This window comes from Nonomuraea sp. NPDC003727, assembly GCF_053586935.1.
Genome location: NZ_JBSFNE010000003.1, coordinates 168,390 through 185,090 on the forward strand (window position 1 = coordinate 168,390; position 16,701 = coordinate 185,090).

At 71.8% G+C, this 16,701-nt stretch carries 12 protein-coding genes; all 12 read right to left on the bottom strand.

Features of this window, described 5'->3' with window-relative positions; genetic code table 11:
• Positions 1-69 precede the first annotated feature (69 nt).
• Positions 70-378 carry a hypothetical protein gene (locus ACWDLG_RS09545; protein ID WP_449917851.1) on the bottom strand — a complete coding sequence of 103 codons (309 nt, stop codon included), beginning with the start codon at positions 376-378 and terminating at the stop codon, positions 70-72.
• A 2,207-nt stretch (positions 379-2,585) separates the two neighbouring features.
• A complete protein-coding gene (locus ACWDLG_RS09550) occupies positions 2,586-2,975 on the bottom strand; it encodes a (deoxy)nucleoside triphosphate pyrophosphohydrolase (RefSeq protein ID WP_354905774.1) in 390 nt (129 codons plus the stop codon).
• 95 nt (positions 2,976-3,070) lie between these two features.
• Positions 3,071-4,162 (bottom strand): NlpC/P60 family protein, encoded by a 1,092-nt coding sequence (locus ACWDLG_RS09555; protein ID WP_449917854.1) that lies wholly within the window; start codon positions 4,160-4,162, stop codon positions 3,071-3,073.
• Positions 4,159-4,800 carry a hypothetical protein gene (locus ACWDLG_RS09560; RefSeq protein ID WP_449917856.1) on the bottom strand — a complete coding sequence of 214 codons (642 nt, stop codon included), beginning with the start codon at positions 4,798-4,800 and terminating at the stop codon, positions 4,159-4,161. Before ACWDLG_RS09560 ends, ACWDLG_RS09555 begins: the two co-directional genes overlap by 4 nt.
• 2 nt (positions 4,801-4,802) lie before the next feature.
• A complete protein-coding gene (locus ACWDLG_RS09565) occupies positions 4,803-7,058 on the bottom strand; it encodes a type IV secretion system protein (protein ID WP_449917859.1) in 2,256 nt (751 codons plus the stop codon).
• On the bottom strand, positions 7,055-9,529 hold the full coding sequence (locus ACWDLG_RS09570) for an ATP-binding protein (RefSeq protein WP_354905767.1): 2,475 nt from the start codon (positions 9,527-9,529) through the stop codon (positions 7,055-7,057). The genes ACWDLG_RS09565 and ACWDLG_RS09570 overlap by 4 nt, the downstream gene beginning before the upstream one ends.
• 132 nt (positions 9,530-9,661) lie before the next feature.
• Positions 9,662-12,565 carry a TcpE family conjugal transfer membrane protein gene (locus ACWDLG_RS09575; protein WP_449917861.1) on the bottom strand — a complete coding sequence of 968 codons (2,904 nt, stop codon included), beginning with the start codon at positions 12,563-12,565 and terminating at the stop codon, positions 9,662-9,664.
• A 101-nt stretch (positions 12,566-12,666) separates the two neighbouring features.
• Positions 12,667-12,945, bottom strand: a complete 279-nt coding sequence (locus ACWDLG_RS09580; protein ID WP_354905764.1) for a hypothetical protein — start codon at positions 12,943-12,945, stop codon at positions 12,667-12,669.
• 45 nt (positions 12,946-12,990) lie between these two features.
• Entirely contained in the window at positions 12,991-13,659 is a 669-nt protein-coding gene (locus ACWDLG_RS09585) for a conjugal transfer protein (RefSeq protein WP_449917863.1), read from the bottom strand.
• 668 nt (positions 13,660-14,327) lie between these two features.
• A complete protein-coding gene (locus tag ACWDLG_RS09590) occupies positions 14,328-14,642 on the bottom strand; it encodes a hypothetical protein (RefSeq protein ID WP_354905760.1) in 315 nt (104 codons plus the stop codon).
• Positions 14,643-14,794: 152 nt separating this feature from the next.
• Complete coding sequence (gene ychF, locus ACWDLG_RS09595; RefSeq protein ID WP_449917866.1) at positions 14,795-15,871, bottom strand: redox-regulated ATPase YchF; 1,077 nt, start codon at positions 15,869-15,871, stop codon at positions 14,795-14,797.
• Positions 15,872-15,882: 11 nt separating this feature from the next.
• Positions 15,883-16,605, bottom strand: coding sequence for a hypothetical protein (locus ACWDLG_RS09600; protein ID WP_449917868.1), 723 nt, complete (start codon positions 16,603-16,605; stop codon positions 15,883-15,885).
• Between the last annotated feature and the right edge of the window lie 96 nt (positions 16,606-16,701).

Genomic DNA, 16,701 nt, shown 5'->3' on the forward strand with positions numbered 1-16,701 from the left:
CCTCCGCGCATTCCCGAAACCTTGGTCAACGAGAATACTAGGACGGTAAATGTCAGCGCAAAGTCCGATTTACGACATCGGCTGTGATTTCCTGACACCGCGGCTCCGCTGGGCCCGCGCGACGCCCCACAACGCGGCGAGCAGCACCAGAATGCCGCCCCCCACGTACGGCAGGCCGTTCAGCCCTGTGGTGAGATCGGTCCTCCTCGCGGCCTGCGGCTTCGCGGGCGAGACGGCGAGTTCGCGGGCCAGCGGCGCCGCCATGACGGACGGCGAGCTCGCCGCCGACTGTTCGGGCGCGACCTGCGGAAGGCGCAACGCCGATCCACCCGACGCCTGCTGCGCCTCCTGCGCCCCGGTCAGCGCCGCGTCGGTCATCGGCGTCGCCTCCGCGGCCCACCGGCTCGTCGCGGGGGCCTTGACCCCGGTGGCCGGACTCTTCGTCCCCGTGCCACGAGACTGAACGCCAGCGGAAGCCTTCGTGCCCGTGGCCGGAGACCGGACACCAGTGGCAGGAGTCTTCGACCCCGTCACCGAAGACCGAACGCCAGTCGCCGGAGCCTTCGACCCCGTCACCGGAGACCGAACGCCGGTCGCGGGGGTCTTCGTGCCCGTGGCCGGGGACCGGACGCCGGTCGCCGGCGTCTGAACCCCGGTGGCGAGAGACCGCACCCCACTGGTGGGCGTCTGAATCCCCGTGACGGGAGACTGCACGCCGCTGCCGGAAGACCGGGTAGCCGGGAGCTGCAGCCCGGTGGCGGCAGGCAGGGCGCCCGTGGCAGGCGCCTTGACGCCCGTCCTCGGCAGCCTCCTGCCCGTCACGGCCCTGGACCTGGGAAGCCGCATACCTGTCGCAGACGACCGCGCGCTCACCCCCGGCGGCTGGACCCCGGTCGCAGGCGACTGGACCCCGGCCCCGGTCACGGGCGACCCAACTCCGGTCACGGGCGACCCAACTCCGGTCACGGGCGACCCAACTCCGGTCACGGGCGGCTGAACGCCCGTCGCAGGCGACTGAACTCCGGTCACGGACGGCTGAACGCCCGTCACGGACGGCTGAACACCGGTCATGGCCTGGGCTCCGACCCCGGCAGGGTGGGGCAGGGTTCTGGGCTGCCGGGTCGCCTCCCCCGCGCTCCACGCCGTCGTGCCCCTGCCGCCGTCGTCGACGCGGCGCACCGGTCCACCCCGGACACCGCCATCCGCCCCCTGGGCCTGGGCGCGCGAGTCCGCGCCCCCGCCCGCGCCCTCGGACACCTCCGGCAGTTCGGCGGCCTGCGCAGGCCGCGCGTCACCGGGAGCGAGCAACATCGGGCGCGGATCGACGGATCCGGGCGAGGGATGCCGCACCGGACGCGGCTCGGCGAAGCCCGCCAGCGGGTAGTTGACCGGGCGCGGCTCGGCGAACCACGGCAGCGGGTTCGCCGAGCGCGGTCCGGCTGGCCCTGGTGCCGGGTAGTTCCTCGGACGCGGCTCAGCGGCCCCTGATGCCGGATAGTTCGCCGGGCGCGGCTCAGCGGACGCCTGCGCCGGGTAGCTGCCCGGGCGCGAGGCAGCGGACGCCTGCGCCGGTACGTTCCCCGGGCGCGAGTCGGCGGACGCCTGCGCCGGGCGCGACTCGGCGGACGCCGGCGGGACGTTCCCCGAGCCCGAATCGGCCGATCCCGGCGCCGGGTAGTTCGCCGGGCGCGGCTGGGCGAACAGGGGCACGGGGTAGTTCGCGGGACGCGGCTCCGCGAAGACCGGCAGCGGATAGTTCGCGGGACGCGGTTCGGCGAACATGGGGACGGGATAGTTCGCCGGGCGCGGCTCGGCGAACCACGGCAGCGGCAGAGAAGCGACCGGGATCGTGGTCGTCTTGGTGACCCGCTCCGGAACGCCGTCGGCGCCTTGTCGTGCCTGCGCCTCCGCGGTCAGCACGACCTCTCTCGCACCCTCGGGCACGGTGAGCCTGACATCGGCCGCCCGTTCTCCCTGGGCGTCCCCGAACCGGCACATCCCTGCACCGGCCCCCGCGGAGCCCGTGCCTCCCGCACCGGTGGAACCCCCACCGGTGGAACCCGCACCCGGCGCGACATCCACAGAGACCGAGCCCGCCGGAGACCCTGCGCCTCCGGCCGAGCCCGCACCGTCGACGGCCGACCCCGCGCCGGGCGCGGCGTCCGCTCCTCCGGTGACGGCGTCAGCTCCGGTGGCGGGCGACGCGGCGCACGTCACCTGCGACAGCGCCCGCGCCGGCTGGGCCGTGACCGCCAAACTGGTGTCCCGTGCCGGACCTTCCACGGCCACCCTGAAGCGCAGCACATCACCGGTTCGCAACCATCGACCCACGTCCGGATCGGCCACCCGCTCCACTCTGAGCTCGATCAGCCCTTCGCGGGAAACCCCCGCAGAAGGTACCTCGATCTCCGAAGCCTCGACCGCCGACGTCGTGGCCGTGGTCGCCAAGATCAGCGCCCCTGATCCGACAGCCGACGCTATCTGGGCACGACGCCACCAACTCACTGCGCTTCTCCGCTTTTCCCCCGAGACGGGACGCGCCAACAAATACACTGCGTAGTGGTTATGTCACGCAGTGGAGTGGATTAATCCTCTCGCAGCAGAGTCTCCACAACCTTGACCACCGGCAGATCGGCCGCCAGCCACGGCACGTCGTAGAACTCCTCCGGCGCGAGCCAACGCAGCGCCAGGTGCTCCTTGGTCTGGGGCGTGCCGGAGACCAGCGACGCCAACCACACCCGCATCACGTAGTCGTCGCCGAGCGGCCAGTCGCCGCCCACGCGCTCGCCGACCCGGATGATCACGCCGAGTTCTTCGTGACACTCCCTGACCAGCGCGTCGATGTCGTTCTCCCCTTCGTCGACCTTGCCTCCGGGGAACTCCCAGCCGCCCGCCAGCTCGGGTGGCTCTGCTCGCTGCGCCGCCAGCAACCTGCCGTCGGCGATGATCGCCGCGCCCACCACCAGAACCGCCATCGCATCTCCTTGCCTTCGAGCCTCCCAACCTTACGCATCCGCCCCTGCGCCGGGGCAGGGGACGGAAGGCCAACGGTTGGTGAAGGATCACAGCGCTACAACACGGGGGTGAGCTTGGCCAGTTGCTCCTTGACGGCCGGGTTCTCCAGCGGCCTGGTGAATCCGACGATGGCGTCCCTGCCCCGATAGCTGGTGACCTTGATCGGGCCGCACAACCGGCAGCGCGCCTCGACCATCTTCCCCTTCGACACCACCATCCCGACGTGTCCGGGATTGTCGGCGCTGGTTCCTGGCCCCGCGTTGAAGAAGACGAGATCGCCGGGCTGCTCCTGCCCGTCGGGCACCTTCACCCCGAACGGCCACTGCCCGAACGTCGTCCTGGGGATCGTCAGCCCCACGCTCCGGTAGGCCATGTAGATGATGCCGGAGCAGTCGAAGGCGTCGGGCCCGGTGCCGCCCCACAGGTACGGCTTGCCGCGCTGGTCGAGCGCGTAGGCGAGGATCCTCGCCACCACGCCGCTCGGCGCCGCCTCGATGAGCGGTTCGTCGCATCCGGCGTCGGCCTGCGGCGGCACCTTGACCTCGCCGTCGGCGGCGTACTTGCGCGCGATCTCCTCGACCTGGTCGACGTACCACCACGCCCGGTTGTAGACGAACAGCGACCGCCGCACGTTCTCCGGGGCCCCGTTGCGCTTGAGCATCTTGGCCGCGCCCAGGATGGCGTCGGCCGGGTTGTAGATGTCGGCCCAGCCGTCGCCGTCGCCGTCCGAGGCGTACCCGTTGAACTCCGACGGGATCGGGATGCGCTTGGCCCCGCCCCACGTGCTCACCAGGAACTGCATCGGCCCGGCGGCGCCGGCGTAGTTGGTGCCGCTCTGCACGCCGGGCAGCGTGGAGCGGCCGTGGTCGGTCTCGCGCTTGCCCACGGCCGCCAGAATCGTCCACTGGACGCCCACCTGCTTGCCGAACTTCTGGTAGAGCGCCAGGTAATCGGGGGGAATGTCGGCTGTCGCCCCTTCCGAGGCCGGTTCGTCCGCCTGCGTGATCTCCTCGCAGTCGGAAAGACTGCCGTCACTGATGAAGGAGGGGAAGCTGGTCATCAGCATCGGGGACATGATCAGCGTCACCAGTACCAGCCCGGCGAGCCCGAGCGCCCCGACGATTTTCGTGCGGGAGGAGAACTTCACCCGGAGCTGTCTCCGTCCTGCCCCTGGTCGGCGGGCTGCAGGTCGAAGACCCGCCAGTCGGAGCCCATCTGTTGCACGGTCACCGCGTAGTCCTCGTCGCGCCTGGTCGACCCGCTCTTGGCCGACACCTGCCTGGTGCCGGTGACGACGAAGACGATGGAGGTCCTGTCGACCTGCCTGATCTCCTTGACCTTCGCGGTCGCCTGCGAGACCACCTGATCGGTCCTGTTCGCCTCGACGGTGCCCGGCGAGGTGACGGTCCGCGTCAGCACCTCGGCCAGGTCGGCGGTGGTGAACACCTTCAGCCGGTCGGCGTAGGCGGCCGGTTCCTCGTCGTAGCGGAAGCTGCCGTAGGCGGCGGCGAAGCGCACGGCCAGGTCCGCCGCCGCGGCCAGCTCCTGCTTGGTCATCGGAAGGTAGGAGTAGATGTCGAAGGGCGCGTCGCTCGCCGTGGCCAGCGGGGTGACGGCGGCGGGCGCCGCCGAGGCCCCGGACCCCGTACGGCCCGCCGCCTCCTGACCGGCGGCGGGCACGGGCTCGTCCGAGGTGGGCCACATCGTGACGAAGAGCCCGACCGCCGCCAGCACCAGCACGATCGCGGCGAAGGCCAGCCCTCTCCTGTCACCCAGCTGTGCCATCGTCAATCCTTGTCGGAGCTGTTGGGTCGCAGCCAGAACGGCACGGGCGGCTCGTCGCTCCTGCCCTCGCTCTTACGGCTGGGCAGCCACAGCGGCGGCGGCTCAACCGAACGGGCCTGCGGGGCCTCGGCCGGACGACCGCCACCGGACGAGCCGATCGGGCCGCGCCCGGCCGGCGAGCCCGACGACCCGCGCGACGAGGACGAGCCGCGCGAGCCCGACGAGCCACGCGAAGAGGACGAGCCCGAGCCGCCGCCGAACAGCCCACCGGACGAGCGGACGCCGCGGCCCGAGCGCGAGCCGCCTGCCGTACCGCTGGAGCCGCCCGTGGCGGCCCAGCCGCCGCCCGACCTGCTGCCGAACCAGCCCGATCCGCGGGAACCGCCCGAGCCGCCGGTCCTGGACCCACCGGAGGTGGCTGCGCCGGATCCGGTGCCGGATCCGGCGCCGGCGGACAGCGCCGACGAGACGCCGCCGGTGCCCGTGCGGGTGGGCGGGGTGGCGCGGCCACCCGGGCCGAGGTTGAGCGGGGGTGCCGCGCCGGTGCGCTGCGCGGCGGCGGGCCTGGCGCCCGCCTTGCCTTCGGCGTCGGTGGCCAGCGGCGCCGGCACCCTGGTGCCGGCCTGCGCGTTGGCCGCCGCGCCCTCCTCGCCCCTGACCCTGCCCTGGGCGACGGCCGCGCCCACAGCCGTGGCCCCCGCGGTACTGCCCGCCGCGGCCGCCTGGATCAACGGTTCGGCCTTGCGCAGGCCCCAGCGTCCGGCCTTGGTGATGGCGACGGGCGGCAGCACGTTGGCGGCGCGCTCCAGGGTCGGCGCGGAGGCGGCCTCGCCGAGCATCCTGGTGGTGAGCGTGTGGCCGCTCATCGAGGCGAACAGGTGCTGGAACGGTCGCCGGTAGAAGAACACCGCGATCGTCAGCAGCGCCATGAACAGGATCTGGATGCCCCATGGCAGCGCCGTGGCCATGATCAGCGCGTAGCCGTACACCAGCACCCCGAGCACCAGCGCCAGCACGGCCTGTCTGAGCAGCATGCCGATCAGCATCTCGACCCAGCGCATCGCGATGATCCGGCCGCTGCCCGGATGGACGCCGATGAGCAGGAAGACCGGCCCCAGGATCAGCAACAGCAGGAAGCCGACCTTGAGCACCAGCAGCGAGACGGCCACCAGGAAGATCAGGAGCCCGGCGATGAGCGCGGCCAGCAGCGCGCCGATGGCGATGCCGAGCCTGCCGCTCCAGTCCTTGCCCTGGAACAGGAAGTAGATGGGCGTGGTGCGCAGCGGTTCGGCGATCTCGTTGTAGGCCGCCTGGTGGGCGGTGCTGCTGGGCGGCTGGCCCGCCTGTTCCTGTTTGTCGATCGCCTGGATGTCGAGGAGCTTGGCGCCGAAGTCGCGGATGACGGGCGCGTTCGGGTCGGAGGTGCCGAACTGGCCGACCAGCCACGGCCTGCACACCAGCGTGGACCACAGCGCGTCGGCGTTCTGGTCGACGCTCGGCACGCCGGTCCTGGCGTAGCCGCCCTCGACCGGCTTGTCGCCCTGCGCGCCCTTGGCCGGCAGGCACGAGGTCCCGCCCGCGCCGGGCAGCCCGGAGAAGGCCTGGTTGACCACCTCGGTGGTCTTGTCCGTAACGATCTTGCCGAGCCCGGTGAAGTCGCCGGGACGGCTGAAGAACCACACGGCCGCGGTGACCGCGATGACCATCCAGACGACGGCCTCGGTGGTGACCGACGCCCTGCGCCTGAACAGTCCGTACCAGGCCAGCCAGATGGCGGCCAGGATGATGATCGGCTGCAGGAAGGGCCAGTACATCGCGGCGGCGAGGTTCTCCACGATGTCGTCGACCACGTCCTTGATCGACTGCAGCGGGCCCTCGGTGGCCGCGGCCTGGTAGGTGGTGATCGTCAACCGGTCCACGGCCTTGGCCCAGTCGAAGATCATGTTCGCCCACGTGTTGCCGAGCACGGCCGCGACGTCGCTGCAGCCGAGCCCGTCGGTGTGCCAGAACAGGCCGGCCATGCCGTAACGGGCGTAGTTGGTCGTCGCCTGCGGCGCCGCCGCCGTACCCTCCGGCGGCGGCGGTTGCAGCAGGCCGTCGACACCGCTGTCGACGAGCTGCGGGGCGAGGTCGGGTGAAAGGTCACAGAACGGAGCGGCGGCGGCCGCCGTGCCCGAGGGCAGGGCGATGGGCAGCGCGACGATGCCGATGAGCAGCACCAGCGCCAACGTCAGCCGCCGACCTAGTCGGCCCTTCATGAACGTACCTCCTGGGCTCCGGTCACTCCCCCGCGAATCTGATCATGCACGTTCTCCCCGGGTTTGTCGTGCGTCGGGTTCGTGTCGAGCCACCTGAGCAGCTCGTCGGAGATCAGGTCTACGCCGATGCGGCCCGCTCTGCCATCGAGGTCACGGAAAATGCATTCCCCGTTGCCCAGCGACCGCAGCACGGCCTTGTGCTCCTCCGAGGCCTCCACGCCGAGCAGCGCCATGACGTGGCCGACCTCCACCCGTTCGGTGGAGCGGAAGGCGAAGACCGACGAGAGACAGTTGGTCACCTGCTCGTTGAGCAGGTCGCCCGCGTTCTGCGAGACCAGGACGAGCGCGGTGTTGCGGGAGCGGCCCATCCGGCTGACCTCGGGCACCAGCTTGGCGCCCTCGGGCGTGGAGGTGATCGCCCACGCCTCGTCGAGGAAGATGGCCTTGGGCGCGCGCCGGTCGAGGCCGTTCATCAACCTGCGGGCGAACTGCGAGACCAGGTAGAGCAGCGCGACCGACAGGCGTTGCTCATAGGAGTAGTCGTCGCGCGCCGTGGTGGCGTCGGGCAGGGTGAGGCCGCCGAGCGTGAAGACGGTCGTCCAGCCCTCGCTGTCGATCTGCTCCCCGCCGGAGGCGTCGAAGCACAGCCTCGCCAGGTGCATCTCCGACATCGAGCGCAGCACGGCGCCGAGGTTCTTCGACGCCGCGTCGCCGGCCTGCTCCAGGAAGTCGACCACCTTGCCCAGCGAGGGGTCGGGCGCGTTGGAGACGGCCGCCACCGCCTGGATCATCGCCGACTCTCGCTCCTCCGACATGCGCGGCAGCAGCAGCCGCAGCGTCTCCGTGGCCATGGTCTTCTTGGCCGCGATGTCGTCGCCGAACGAGAACGGGTCGAGCAGGCCGGGCGCGGCCGACCCCAGCGGGATGATGCGGGCCTTGCGCTCGCGCTTCTGCAGCAGCCGTACCAGCGACTCGGCGTCGCCCTTGGGGTCGATCACCGCGACGGTGACCCCGCGCAGCGCCATCTGATAGATCATCAGCAGCGCCAGCGTCGTCTTGCCGCCGCCGGGCTCGCCGGTGATCGCGATGGCCGTCGGCCGGTTGCGGGCGGCGGCCACCAGCGGGTCGAAGTGGACGATGCTGCGGGCGCGGCCCACCGTCTCGCCGATGTACGGGCCGTGCCAGCCGGCCTCGGTCTCGATCCGGTCGCCCAGGTCGACGGTCGCGGTCGCCATGCCACCGGCGATCGTGCGCAGCGGCTGGCGCTGGGCGTAGGCGTTGACCGTCACCTTCTCCCCCGGCAGCGCCTCGCAGAACAGCGAGAACTGGTCGCCCGTGGAGTTGACGATGTCGATGCCCATGTCGCGGTAGTGCTCGACGACCGCCTCGACACGCTGCAGGCAGATCTCCTCGGTCGGGGCGCTCACGATCAGCCGGTGCCAGCCGTAGACGAAGGGCAGGCGTTCCTTCGTGATGCCGTGCTCCAGCATGCGGGCCGCGTCGATCTGCTCGGCCAGCGCGATCGGCGCCTCCGCGCCGGCCTCACGGATGTGGATGTCCATGTCGCGGGCGTGGGCGAGCTTGCGGGCGACGTCCTTGGACGCCTTGACCGGCGGGATCAGCCGCATCCGGCTGGAGATCTCCACGGGGAAGGGCAGCTGGTCGGCGAAGTGCATCCACGGCTCGCCGTCCGGGAAGGGCATCAGGTCGGGGAAGCGGGCGAACGACAGGTGCGCCACGTAGGAGTCGCCCTGCGGCTGCGCGATGCGCAGGAACGACCTGCCGTTGTGGATCTGCCCCTCGACCAGCGACTCGATCTCGCCCCTGCCCCAGCGCCGCTTCGGGCTCGCGCTGGCCGGCGGGTCGCCGAGCGAGGCGGTCGCCGCGTGCCTGAACAGCCACGCCACCTCGCCCGAGGTCGCGTGGCGGGCGTAGAGGGCGCTGGAGGCCAGCGCCCGGCCGAGCCGTTCGGCCTGCTCGGTCCAGCGGGCGAGCTCGCCGTCGGGCACGTGGTCGTCCTCGAGCCCGAGCGCCTTCTCGCTGCGCTGGTAGAACCCGAACAGCTGCGCCAGCACGCCCGCGCCGAGCTGGCGGCCGCGCGGGCCGAGCCGTACGCCGAGGTAGACCTCCTTCGACCAGAAGTCCTTCGCCCAGACGTGCCGGTACATCTCCTCCAGGTAGTCGCGCCAGCCAGGACCCTCGTCGGAGGTGCCGTTCAGCGCCATCGCCCACTCGGCCGCGGGATAGGTGCGGTGCGCGACCCTGAGATGCACCTCGGCGTCCGGCATGCGGATCGCCGCCAGCGCGATCGTGATGTTGGTGGCCAGCGCCTCCCGCTCCTCCGGAGTGACGAATTCGTAGCTGACCGTCGGCAACCGGAAGTAGGCCCACGCGGAGCCCTCGGTGAGCAGGATGCGGTCGTCGAAGTATCGGACCGCCAGACGCTGGTGCGCCCGAGTCGCCCTGCTCATGCCGCCCCCTCCGCGCATGAGCCCCGCTGACCGGCAAGAAGCGTGCTCATCAGACCGCCATACCTCCGTCGTGCCGGTGTCCGGATGCGATGGCAGCCGACCTGGCACGCTCCTCGTTGGGTGCCCTGGGGGTCACTGGGCCAGTTCCTCCTCGCTGGAACGGGTGCTCTGTGCTGACGCGAAACCCGCGATCACGACCCCGGCGAGAGCGAGGTAGGCCCGCCGTCCCGCCTGTCGTAGCTGTTCTGGCTCCACCGGTTCGGTACGGCTCTGCGCCAGGTCGTCCTCCCACGGCACCCTGACGATGGCCCGGCACCTCCCGCGCGCCACCGCCTCGGCCTGCTCCACGTCCACCATGCTGCGGCGGCTCACCCCGTTGACCACCATGACCGCGCGCCTGCGCAGGTCGGCACAGCCGTGGCCGTCGAGCCACTCGAACGTCATCGCCACCGCCTCAGCCGCGTCCTCGCTGGCGGGGACGACGAGCACCAGCTGGTCGGCGTACGGCAGGACGCGGGCCGCCAGCGAGGGCGCCGGGTCCAGAACGGTCAGCTTGTAGTGGTGGTCGAACAGGTGCATCGCCTGGCCGAGCCGGTGGTCGGAGTAGAGCGTGCGGTCGGCGAGTCGCTGTTCGGCGCCGCTGTCGGTGTCGGCCGCCACGACCTCCAGGCCGCTGCCCGTGCGGGTGGTGAACGCGCGCATGCCGAGATAGCCGTTGACCTGGTCGAGCCCCGACAGCAGGCTGGTCAGCGTCTCGGGCGACTCGGCCTTGATGCGGCTGGTCAGCGTGCTGCCGCCGGTGCTGGCGTCGACCGCGAGCACCCGGTCGTCGCGGTACTGGGCCAAGGTGTGGCCGAGCATCAGCGCAGTCGTGCTCTGGCCCGCGCCGCCCGTGCAGCCGAGCACCACGATCCTCCTGCCGCCGCCGAACACCGCGCGCGTCCGCGCCTCGTCGATCTCCGACCCGTCCGTACGGCTGCCGCCACCGCCGACCACCACCTGGGCGAGCCTGCGCCACCCGCCGGAGGAGTCGCGGCCGACGACCGACTCGACCCTGCGCACGCGCGGCTCGTCACGCCGTCCGGGGACGGCCCCGCCCGGCGTGGTCGGCGCCTGGACGGCCCTGATGTTGAGCGGCGGGGCGCTCTGGGCGGCCGGTGTGGGCTGCGGGTTCGGGCGACGTTCGGGGGGCGTCACGGGGGACTTCATGGAGGGCTTCGTGGAGGGCTTCATGGGGGGCGGCGACTGGGCCTGCCGGCCGGACTGGGCAGGAGGCTGGGGCGGGCGCGTGCCAGGGACGATCGAGGGGATGGTCGGCCTGACCTGGCCCTGGAACACGACGGCGGTGGTCAGCGGGGGCTGGCCCTTGCGGTGCTGGTCTCTGGCCTGGTCCTCGACCTGCTCGCCGGCGCCGTGCTTGGCGGTGTCCTGCCCGTCGACGCCGTGCTTGGCGGTGTCCTGCTCGTCGGTGCCCTGCTTGGCAGTGGTCTGCTCGTCGGCGCCCTGCCTACCGGCGCCGCGCTCGCCGGCGCCCTGCTTGTCGGCGCCGCGCTCGCCGACGCCCTGCTTGTCGGCGCTCTGCTCGTCGGCGCTCTGCTCGTCGGCGCTCTGCTTGCCGGTGCCCTGCTTGTCCGCGCTGTGGCGGCCGGTGCCCTGCTCGGCGGGGTCGGACTTGTCGGCGGTGGTCTCCTGGGCGGGCGGAAGCTCGGACAACGCGGCCTCGACGACGGGGACGCCCTCGGCCTGGCTCTCCTCGGCCGGGCTCTCCTCGGCCCTGGCCGCCGCCGTCACGGGCGCGGCCGCATCCGGGGTCACCTCGAGCTCCGGCCGGGCGGCCTGGGGCCGAGGCGCCTTGGACTCGTGGCGAGCGGTCGCGGCACGGGTGACCGAAGTCTGGGTGGGGGCGGGCTCGGGGCGGGACGGCTGGTCGGGGGCGTCCGCTGTGGCCGCCAGCCGGCGCAGCCGGCGCAGCGCCTCAGCGCCGATGGGCTTGGCGGGCGCGGCGGGCGTCTGGGCGGACGCCTCGGTGGGACCGGGCTCGATCCTGGACCCCCACCGGACCGGCGACACCCCGGCCTGCGTCTCGAACCCGTCACCGGCACGACCGCCACCGGCCCGCGGCTCGAACCCGTCACCGGCACGTCCACCACCGGCCTGGGCCTCGGACCCCGCACCGGCACGACCCTCGGTGTGCTTGCCGGGTCCGTGGGTGGCGTCGACGTGCGCGTCGTCGTCCTGGGCGACGGGCGCTCCGGTCTCCGACACCTCACCGATGTGCGGGAGCGCGTCGCCCTCGACGGCCAGGCCGTCGTCCGGGGTCGCCACACCGGCCGCCGGAGCCGCCACCGCGATCTCGTCGGCCACCCGGGCCGGTTCCGCGTGCCGTACCGGGGTGTCGGGCGGGAACGGCGACTCGACGTCGGCGGAGGGCAGGGCGGGGGCGACGCCCTGGCGGCGGCCCGTGGCGCCGCCCCAGGCGGGCCGGGCCGCGGCGGGCGGGGCGACAGGCGCGTGGGTGGCCGCGGCGGGCGGGGCGACGGGAGCGTGGGTGGCCGCGGCGGCGGCCGCCGCGACGGCGGGCCGTACCTGGCGGGCCTTGACCGCGGCGGGGACGGCGCGGCGCTTGTGCGCGCCGGCCTTCGCCTTGGCCTTGACGCGGACGGGAGCGGGGGCGGCGCGCCAGACCCTGCCGGAGAAGGTGACGCTCTCGGGCTCGGCGGTGGGGATGAGGCGGCACCACGAGCGCGGCTCGCCCATGTAGCGCAGCTGGGACTGCAGGAGTTCGGTGAGCCGCTTGCTCTCGATGACGGGGCGGGTGGACAGCCACGTCACGATGCCCGGCGGCACGAGGTAGAGCACGTGCCACGGCGCCTCGAAGCCGATGCCGACCAGCCAGAGCAGCAGGGACCACGGGGCGAGCACGCCGGCGAACACGCCGATCCAGACGATGGGGAGCGGCATGGGCAGCCGAAGGTCGTACAGCTTGTAGAGCCGCTTCTCGATGCGCCAGATGTTCGTGTAGGTAGGCAGGTCCACGCGGTCCTCCTCTCCGCCCTCGCTGGCAGCCGCCGCTGCCCTTCGTTCCATGACCGCGCGGGCGCGGTCTCAACCCTGCCGATATCGCCAGGGAGCGGTGCTCACTTGATGCCGAGAGCCCCCGCGATCGCCTTGGCCGTGACTTCGATGATGTTGGGAACGTAGAAGATCACGCCGATCGCCACGGCCAGAATCAGGAACTGTACGAATCTCGTGATCTCGCGGGTGAAGAGGAAGAACAGCGCGACGATCGAGACGACGACGAGGAAGAGCGGGGCGAAGAAGCCGCGCAGCATGTTGGCGAGCCCGGCGGTGTCGGGACCGGTCGGGGCGGGTGACGGCGTCGCCAGTTCGATCAGGTGCAGGATGATGGTTTTCACTCTTGGTCCTCCCGGGGGGTATCGATCAGCGGCGTGGCCGTGCGTCTATCCAACGGCCCGACCGGCGCCGCGGATGTCTTCGACGTACCACTTGTCGCCCTGCTTCTCGACCGTGAGGCGGTAGGCCTGCTCGAGGCGGCCGCCGGACACACCGGCCTCGGCCGCGCCCGGCGTGGCCGAGGGGGTGGCGCCGGTCGGCACGCCCCACACCACGACCGCCTGGATCTCTCGGGTGGCACCCCCCACAGGCACCACGACACTCTTGAGCTCGACGAAGGAGAGGGCCCCTCCGAAACTCGGCAGGCCCTTGCCCGCGACCAGGTAGCGGGACAGGTCGGAGCTGCCGTCGGCGTACGCCTTGAAGAAGCCCTGCAGCTGCGGTCGCAGCTCGGCCTCCGCCGCCTCGTCACCCTCCGGCTGGGCCACCTGGGGCAGCTCCGCGGCCCCGGGAGCGGGCAGCAGCGCGGGACGGCCCGAGACCACGAACCGGCCGCCCGAGTGGTAGACGGGCACCGACAGCAGGAAGCGGCGGGCGCCCGACTGGAAGGTCAGCGTGACGACCGCGTTGTCGGCGTCGACGGTCTCCACCCCGAAGGGCTGCAGGTTGGCGGCGAACATGCGGCCGTAGCCGTCCCAGCCCCACTGCGGGTCGTCGGTGCTCGGCAGGTACGGCGCGAGCTGCCTGCTGCGCTGGTCGAGCTCCTCGGACTTCATATTCAGATAGATGCTGGCGAACTGGGTGGCGAACGCCGAGGCGCGCTCGGCGGGAAATGCCTGGCCCGTCGGCGAGGGGACATTCGCCGCTGGAGTGCTCGGCTGAGTGAATCGCTCAAATGGTGCACGAACCCCGTTGACCACGATAACCACAATAAGCGCCCAGAGAATGGCGCGGCCGGTCCAGACGAGCCAGCGTCCGCCGCCACCTGACCAGCCGCCGCGCTTGCCCGCCCGTCTGCCGCCCGCGGGGGGTTGGTCGAAGTCCGGGTATGCCGAAAGCTCGGGGTCGCCAGCGATCCGAGGACCGTGGACAGTTGACCTACGAGCCATCACGCCTCCGCTCGCGCCGATCCCCCCGGCTGGCGCGATGTCGCATCATCCGTGGCGAAGCAGTCACCCTATCGAGTCCCGCCAATTGTTCCAGGAAAGCCACGCCTATGCTGCAGGCATCGCCGCGTGTGGGCAAACCGAGTGGGCATGACAGGACGGAGTGCCGGTTCCTGTCCCATTCCTGTGGAATTGGCGTGTGACCAGGCCAGACAGGTGGCCTGCATTACCGGACGGCCAGGGATTGCTGTCCAAAGGGCATAGGCACTGTCTCGAACCACACATTTGGTATATGCGGCTGCCCGTTCGGGGACAGGAGCGCTGGTCAGCGGGGGTGATCAGGCCGTCTCGGGGCCGTCGACCGGACGCAGGTGGCGGCGAGTTCGCAGATCGATCACTCTCGGCGCGTCGTTCTGCGGCTTGACCCTCTCGAGCCGGCCGCGCAGGTCGGCGAGCATGGCCTGGGCGTCGCGGTGGTGCATCCGGCGCACGACCTCCTCCCGCTCCTCCATCTTCCTGCGGAGGTAGGCCTCCCTGTTGACACGCAGGCCGTACATCAGCTCGACCCGGAGCAGGGCGAGCTCCTCCTCCAGGCTGATGCTCGCCAACGAGGGCGTCGTGGGGCGCCGGTTCCCGAGTATGCGACGAATCATGATCTGTCCTCCCGAGTCAGCGTGATCGCCGTGACGATTCGACGCGCCAGGGTTGGAAGGGGTTGACGCCCCATACTGTCCCGGTTTCACCGAGGCCGTGGAACTCGTCCCCAGTTGGGGCTTCTCCCGGCCTCCGGTCGCACCGGGACGGATCACACGTTGAAGCGGAACTCCACCACGTCGCCGTCGCGCATCACGTAGTCCTTGCCCTCGATGCGCGCCTTGCCCGCCGACCTGGCGTTCGCGATGGACCCCGACGCGACCAGGTCCTCGAAGGAGACGACCTCGGCCTTGATGAACCCGCGCTGGAAGTCGGTGTGGATGACGCCGGCGGCCTCTGGAGCCGTGGCGCCCTTGCGGATCGTCCACGCCCGGGTCTCCTTGGGCCCCGCCGTGAGGTAGGTCTGCAGCCCCAGCGTCTCGAACCCGACCCTGGCCAGCTGCGACAGCCCCGACTCCTCCTGGCCCACCGACTGCAGCAGTTCCAGCGCCTCCTCCTCGGGCAGCTCCACGAGCTCCGACTCGATCTTGGCGTCGAGGAACACCGCCTCGGCGGGCGCCACCAGCTCCGACAGCTGCTGCCTGAGCGCGGTGTCGACGAGCTCGTCGGCGTCGAGGTTGAAGACGTAGAGGAACGGCTTGGCCGTCAGCAGGTGGAGGTCACGCACCTCGGCGCGGTCGAGCCCGCTCTCGAAGATCGTCTTGCCGGTCTCCAGGACCTTCAGCGCGGCCTCGGCGGCCTCGAGCGCGGCCTTCTTGTCCTTGTTGGTGCGCGCCTCCTTCTGCAGGCGCGGGATGGCCTTCTCGACCGTCTGCAGGTCGGCCATGATGAGCTCGGTGTTGATCGTCTCGATGTCGCGCTTGGGCGAGATCTCGCCGTCGACGTGCGTCACGTCGGGGTCGGTGAAGACCCGGATGACCTGGCAGATGGCGTCGGTGTCGCGGATGTTGGCCAGGAACTGGTTGCCCCTGCCCTGCCCCTCGGACGCGCCCCGCACCAGGCCCGCGATGTCGACGAACTCCACCTTGGCCGGCAGGATCCTGGCGGAGCCGAAGATCTCGGCAAGGGTGGCCAGGCGGTCGTCGGGCACGCCCACGATGCCCACGTTCGGCTCGATCGTGGCGAACGGGTAGTTGGCCGCGAGCGCGTTGGCGCTCTTGGTCAGGGCGTTGAACAGGGTGGACTTGCCGACGTTTGGCAGGCCGACGATGCCGATGCTGAGGCTCACGTGGACGGAGTTTACCCGGCCATCAGACGCAGGCAGGTCACCGGCCGATACGCCCCGCGAGCCGTGACGTAACGATCCGAGCCCACCGGGCAGTCGCCACCCGACCTGCCGAAGGCGGTCACGCGGGCCCACGCCCGCCCCGACCCGCAGCCGACCTTGCGCACCTCCTCGTCGACGCAGGCGCCCTCGGCCAGCACCTTGCCGCCGGGGGCCAGGCACACCGCCTGGCCCTCCATCGCGAGCGCGTCGGCCGTACCGCGCGGGCAGTGGTCCATGCGCGCGACGACGGCCACCGCCCTGCCGTACCAGCCGGGGGTGGCGCAGGGCAGCTCGCGGCCCTCGCGGTCGAGGCAGTCACCGGCCCGCAGCAGTCCGCCACCGGCGCCGCCCGCGCCCGGGTGGGGCTCCAGGAAGTACTGCAGGCACGCGATCCTGCCGCCGTCGACGCGGGCGATCTCGTCGGTGTCGAGGGGGCAGCGCCGCGGATCGGCCTCCATGGCCAGCACCTCGGCATGGCCGCCGTTGCAGGCGGTGAGGTCGAACCTGACCCCGGTCTTGCTCACGCAGGCGCCCGGTGTCCACACCAGCGTGCCCCGCGCCGGCGAGCCCGGCGGCGCGGGGCGCCCGGCGTCGCCGACGCGGCCGGCGATGACCGCTCCCGCCGCCGCGGCCACGAGCGCCGCCACGACGGCCGTGGCCGCGAGCGCGACCGTCATCTTCGAGCCGGTAATCATATGGGTACTGTGGGTGACGAAGGCGCGTCCGCACAAGCGGAATGCGGAAGGCGTGTCGAGCGCGCCGGAGCGGTCGCCCCCTGGAAAGATGCCGAC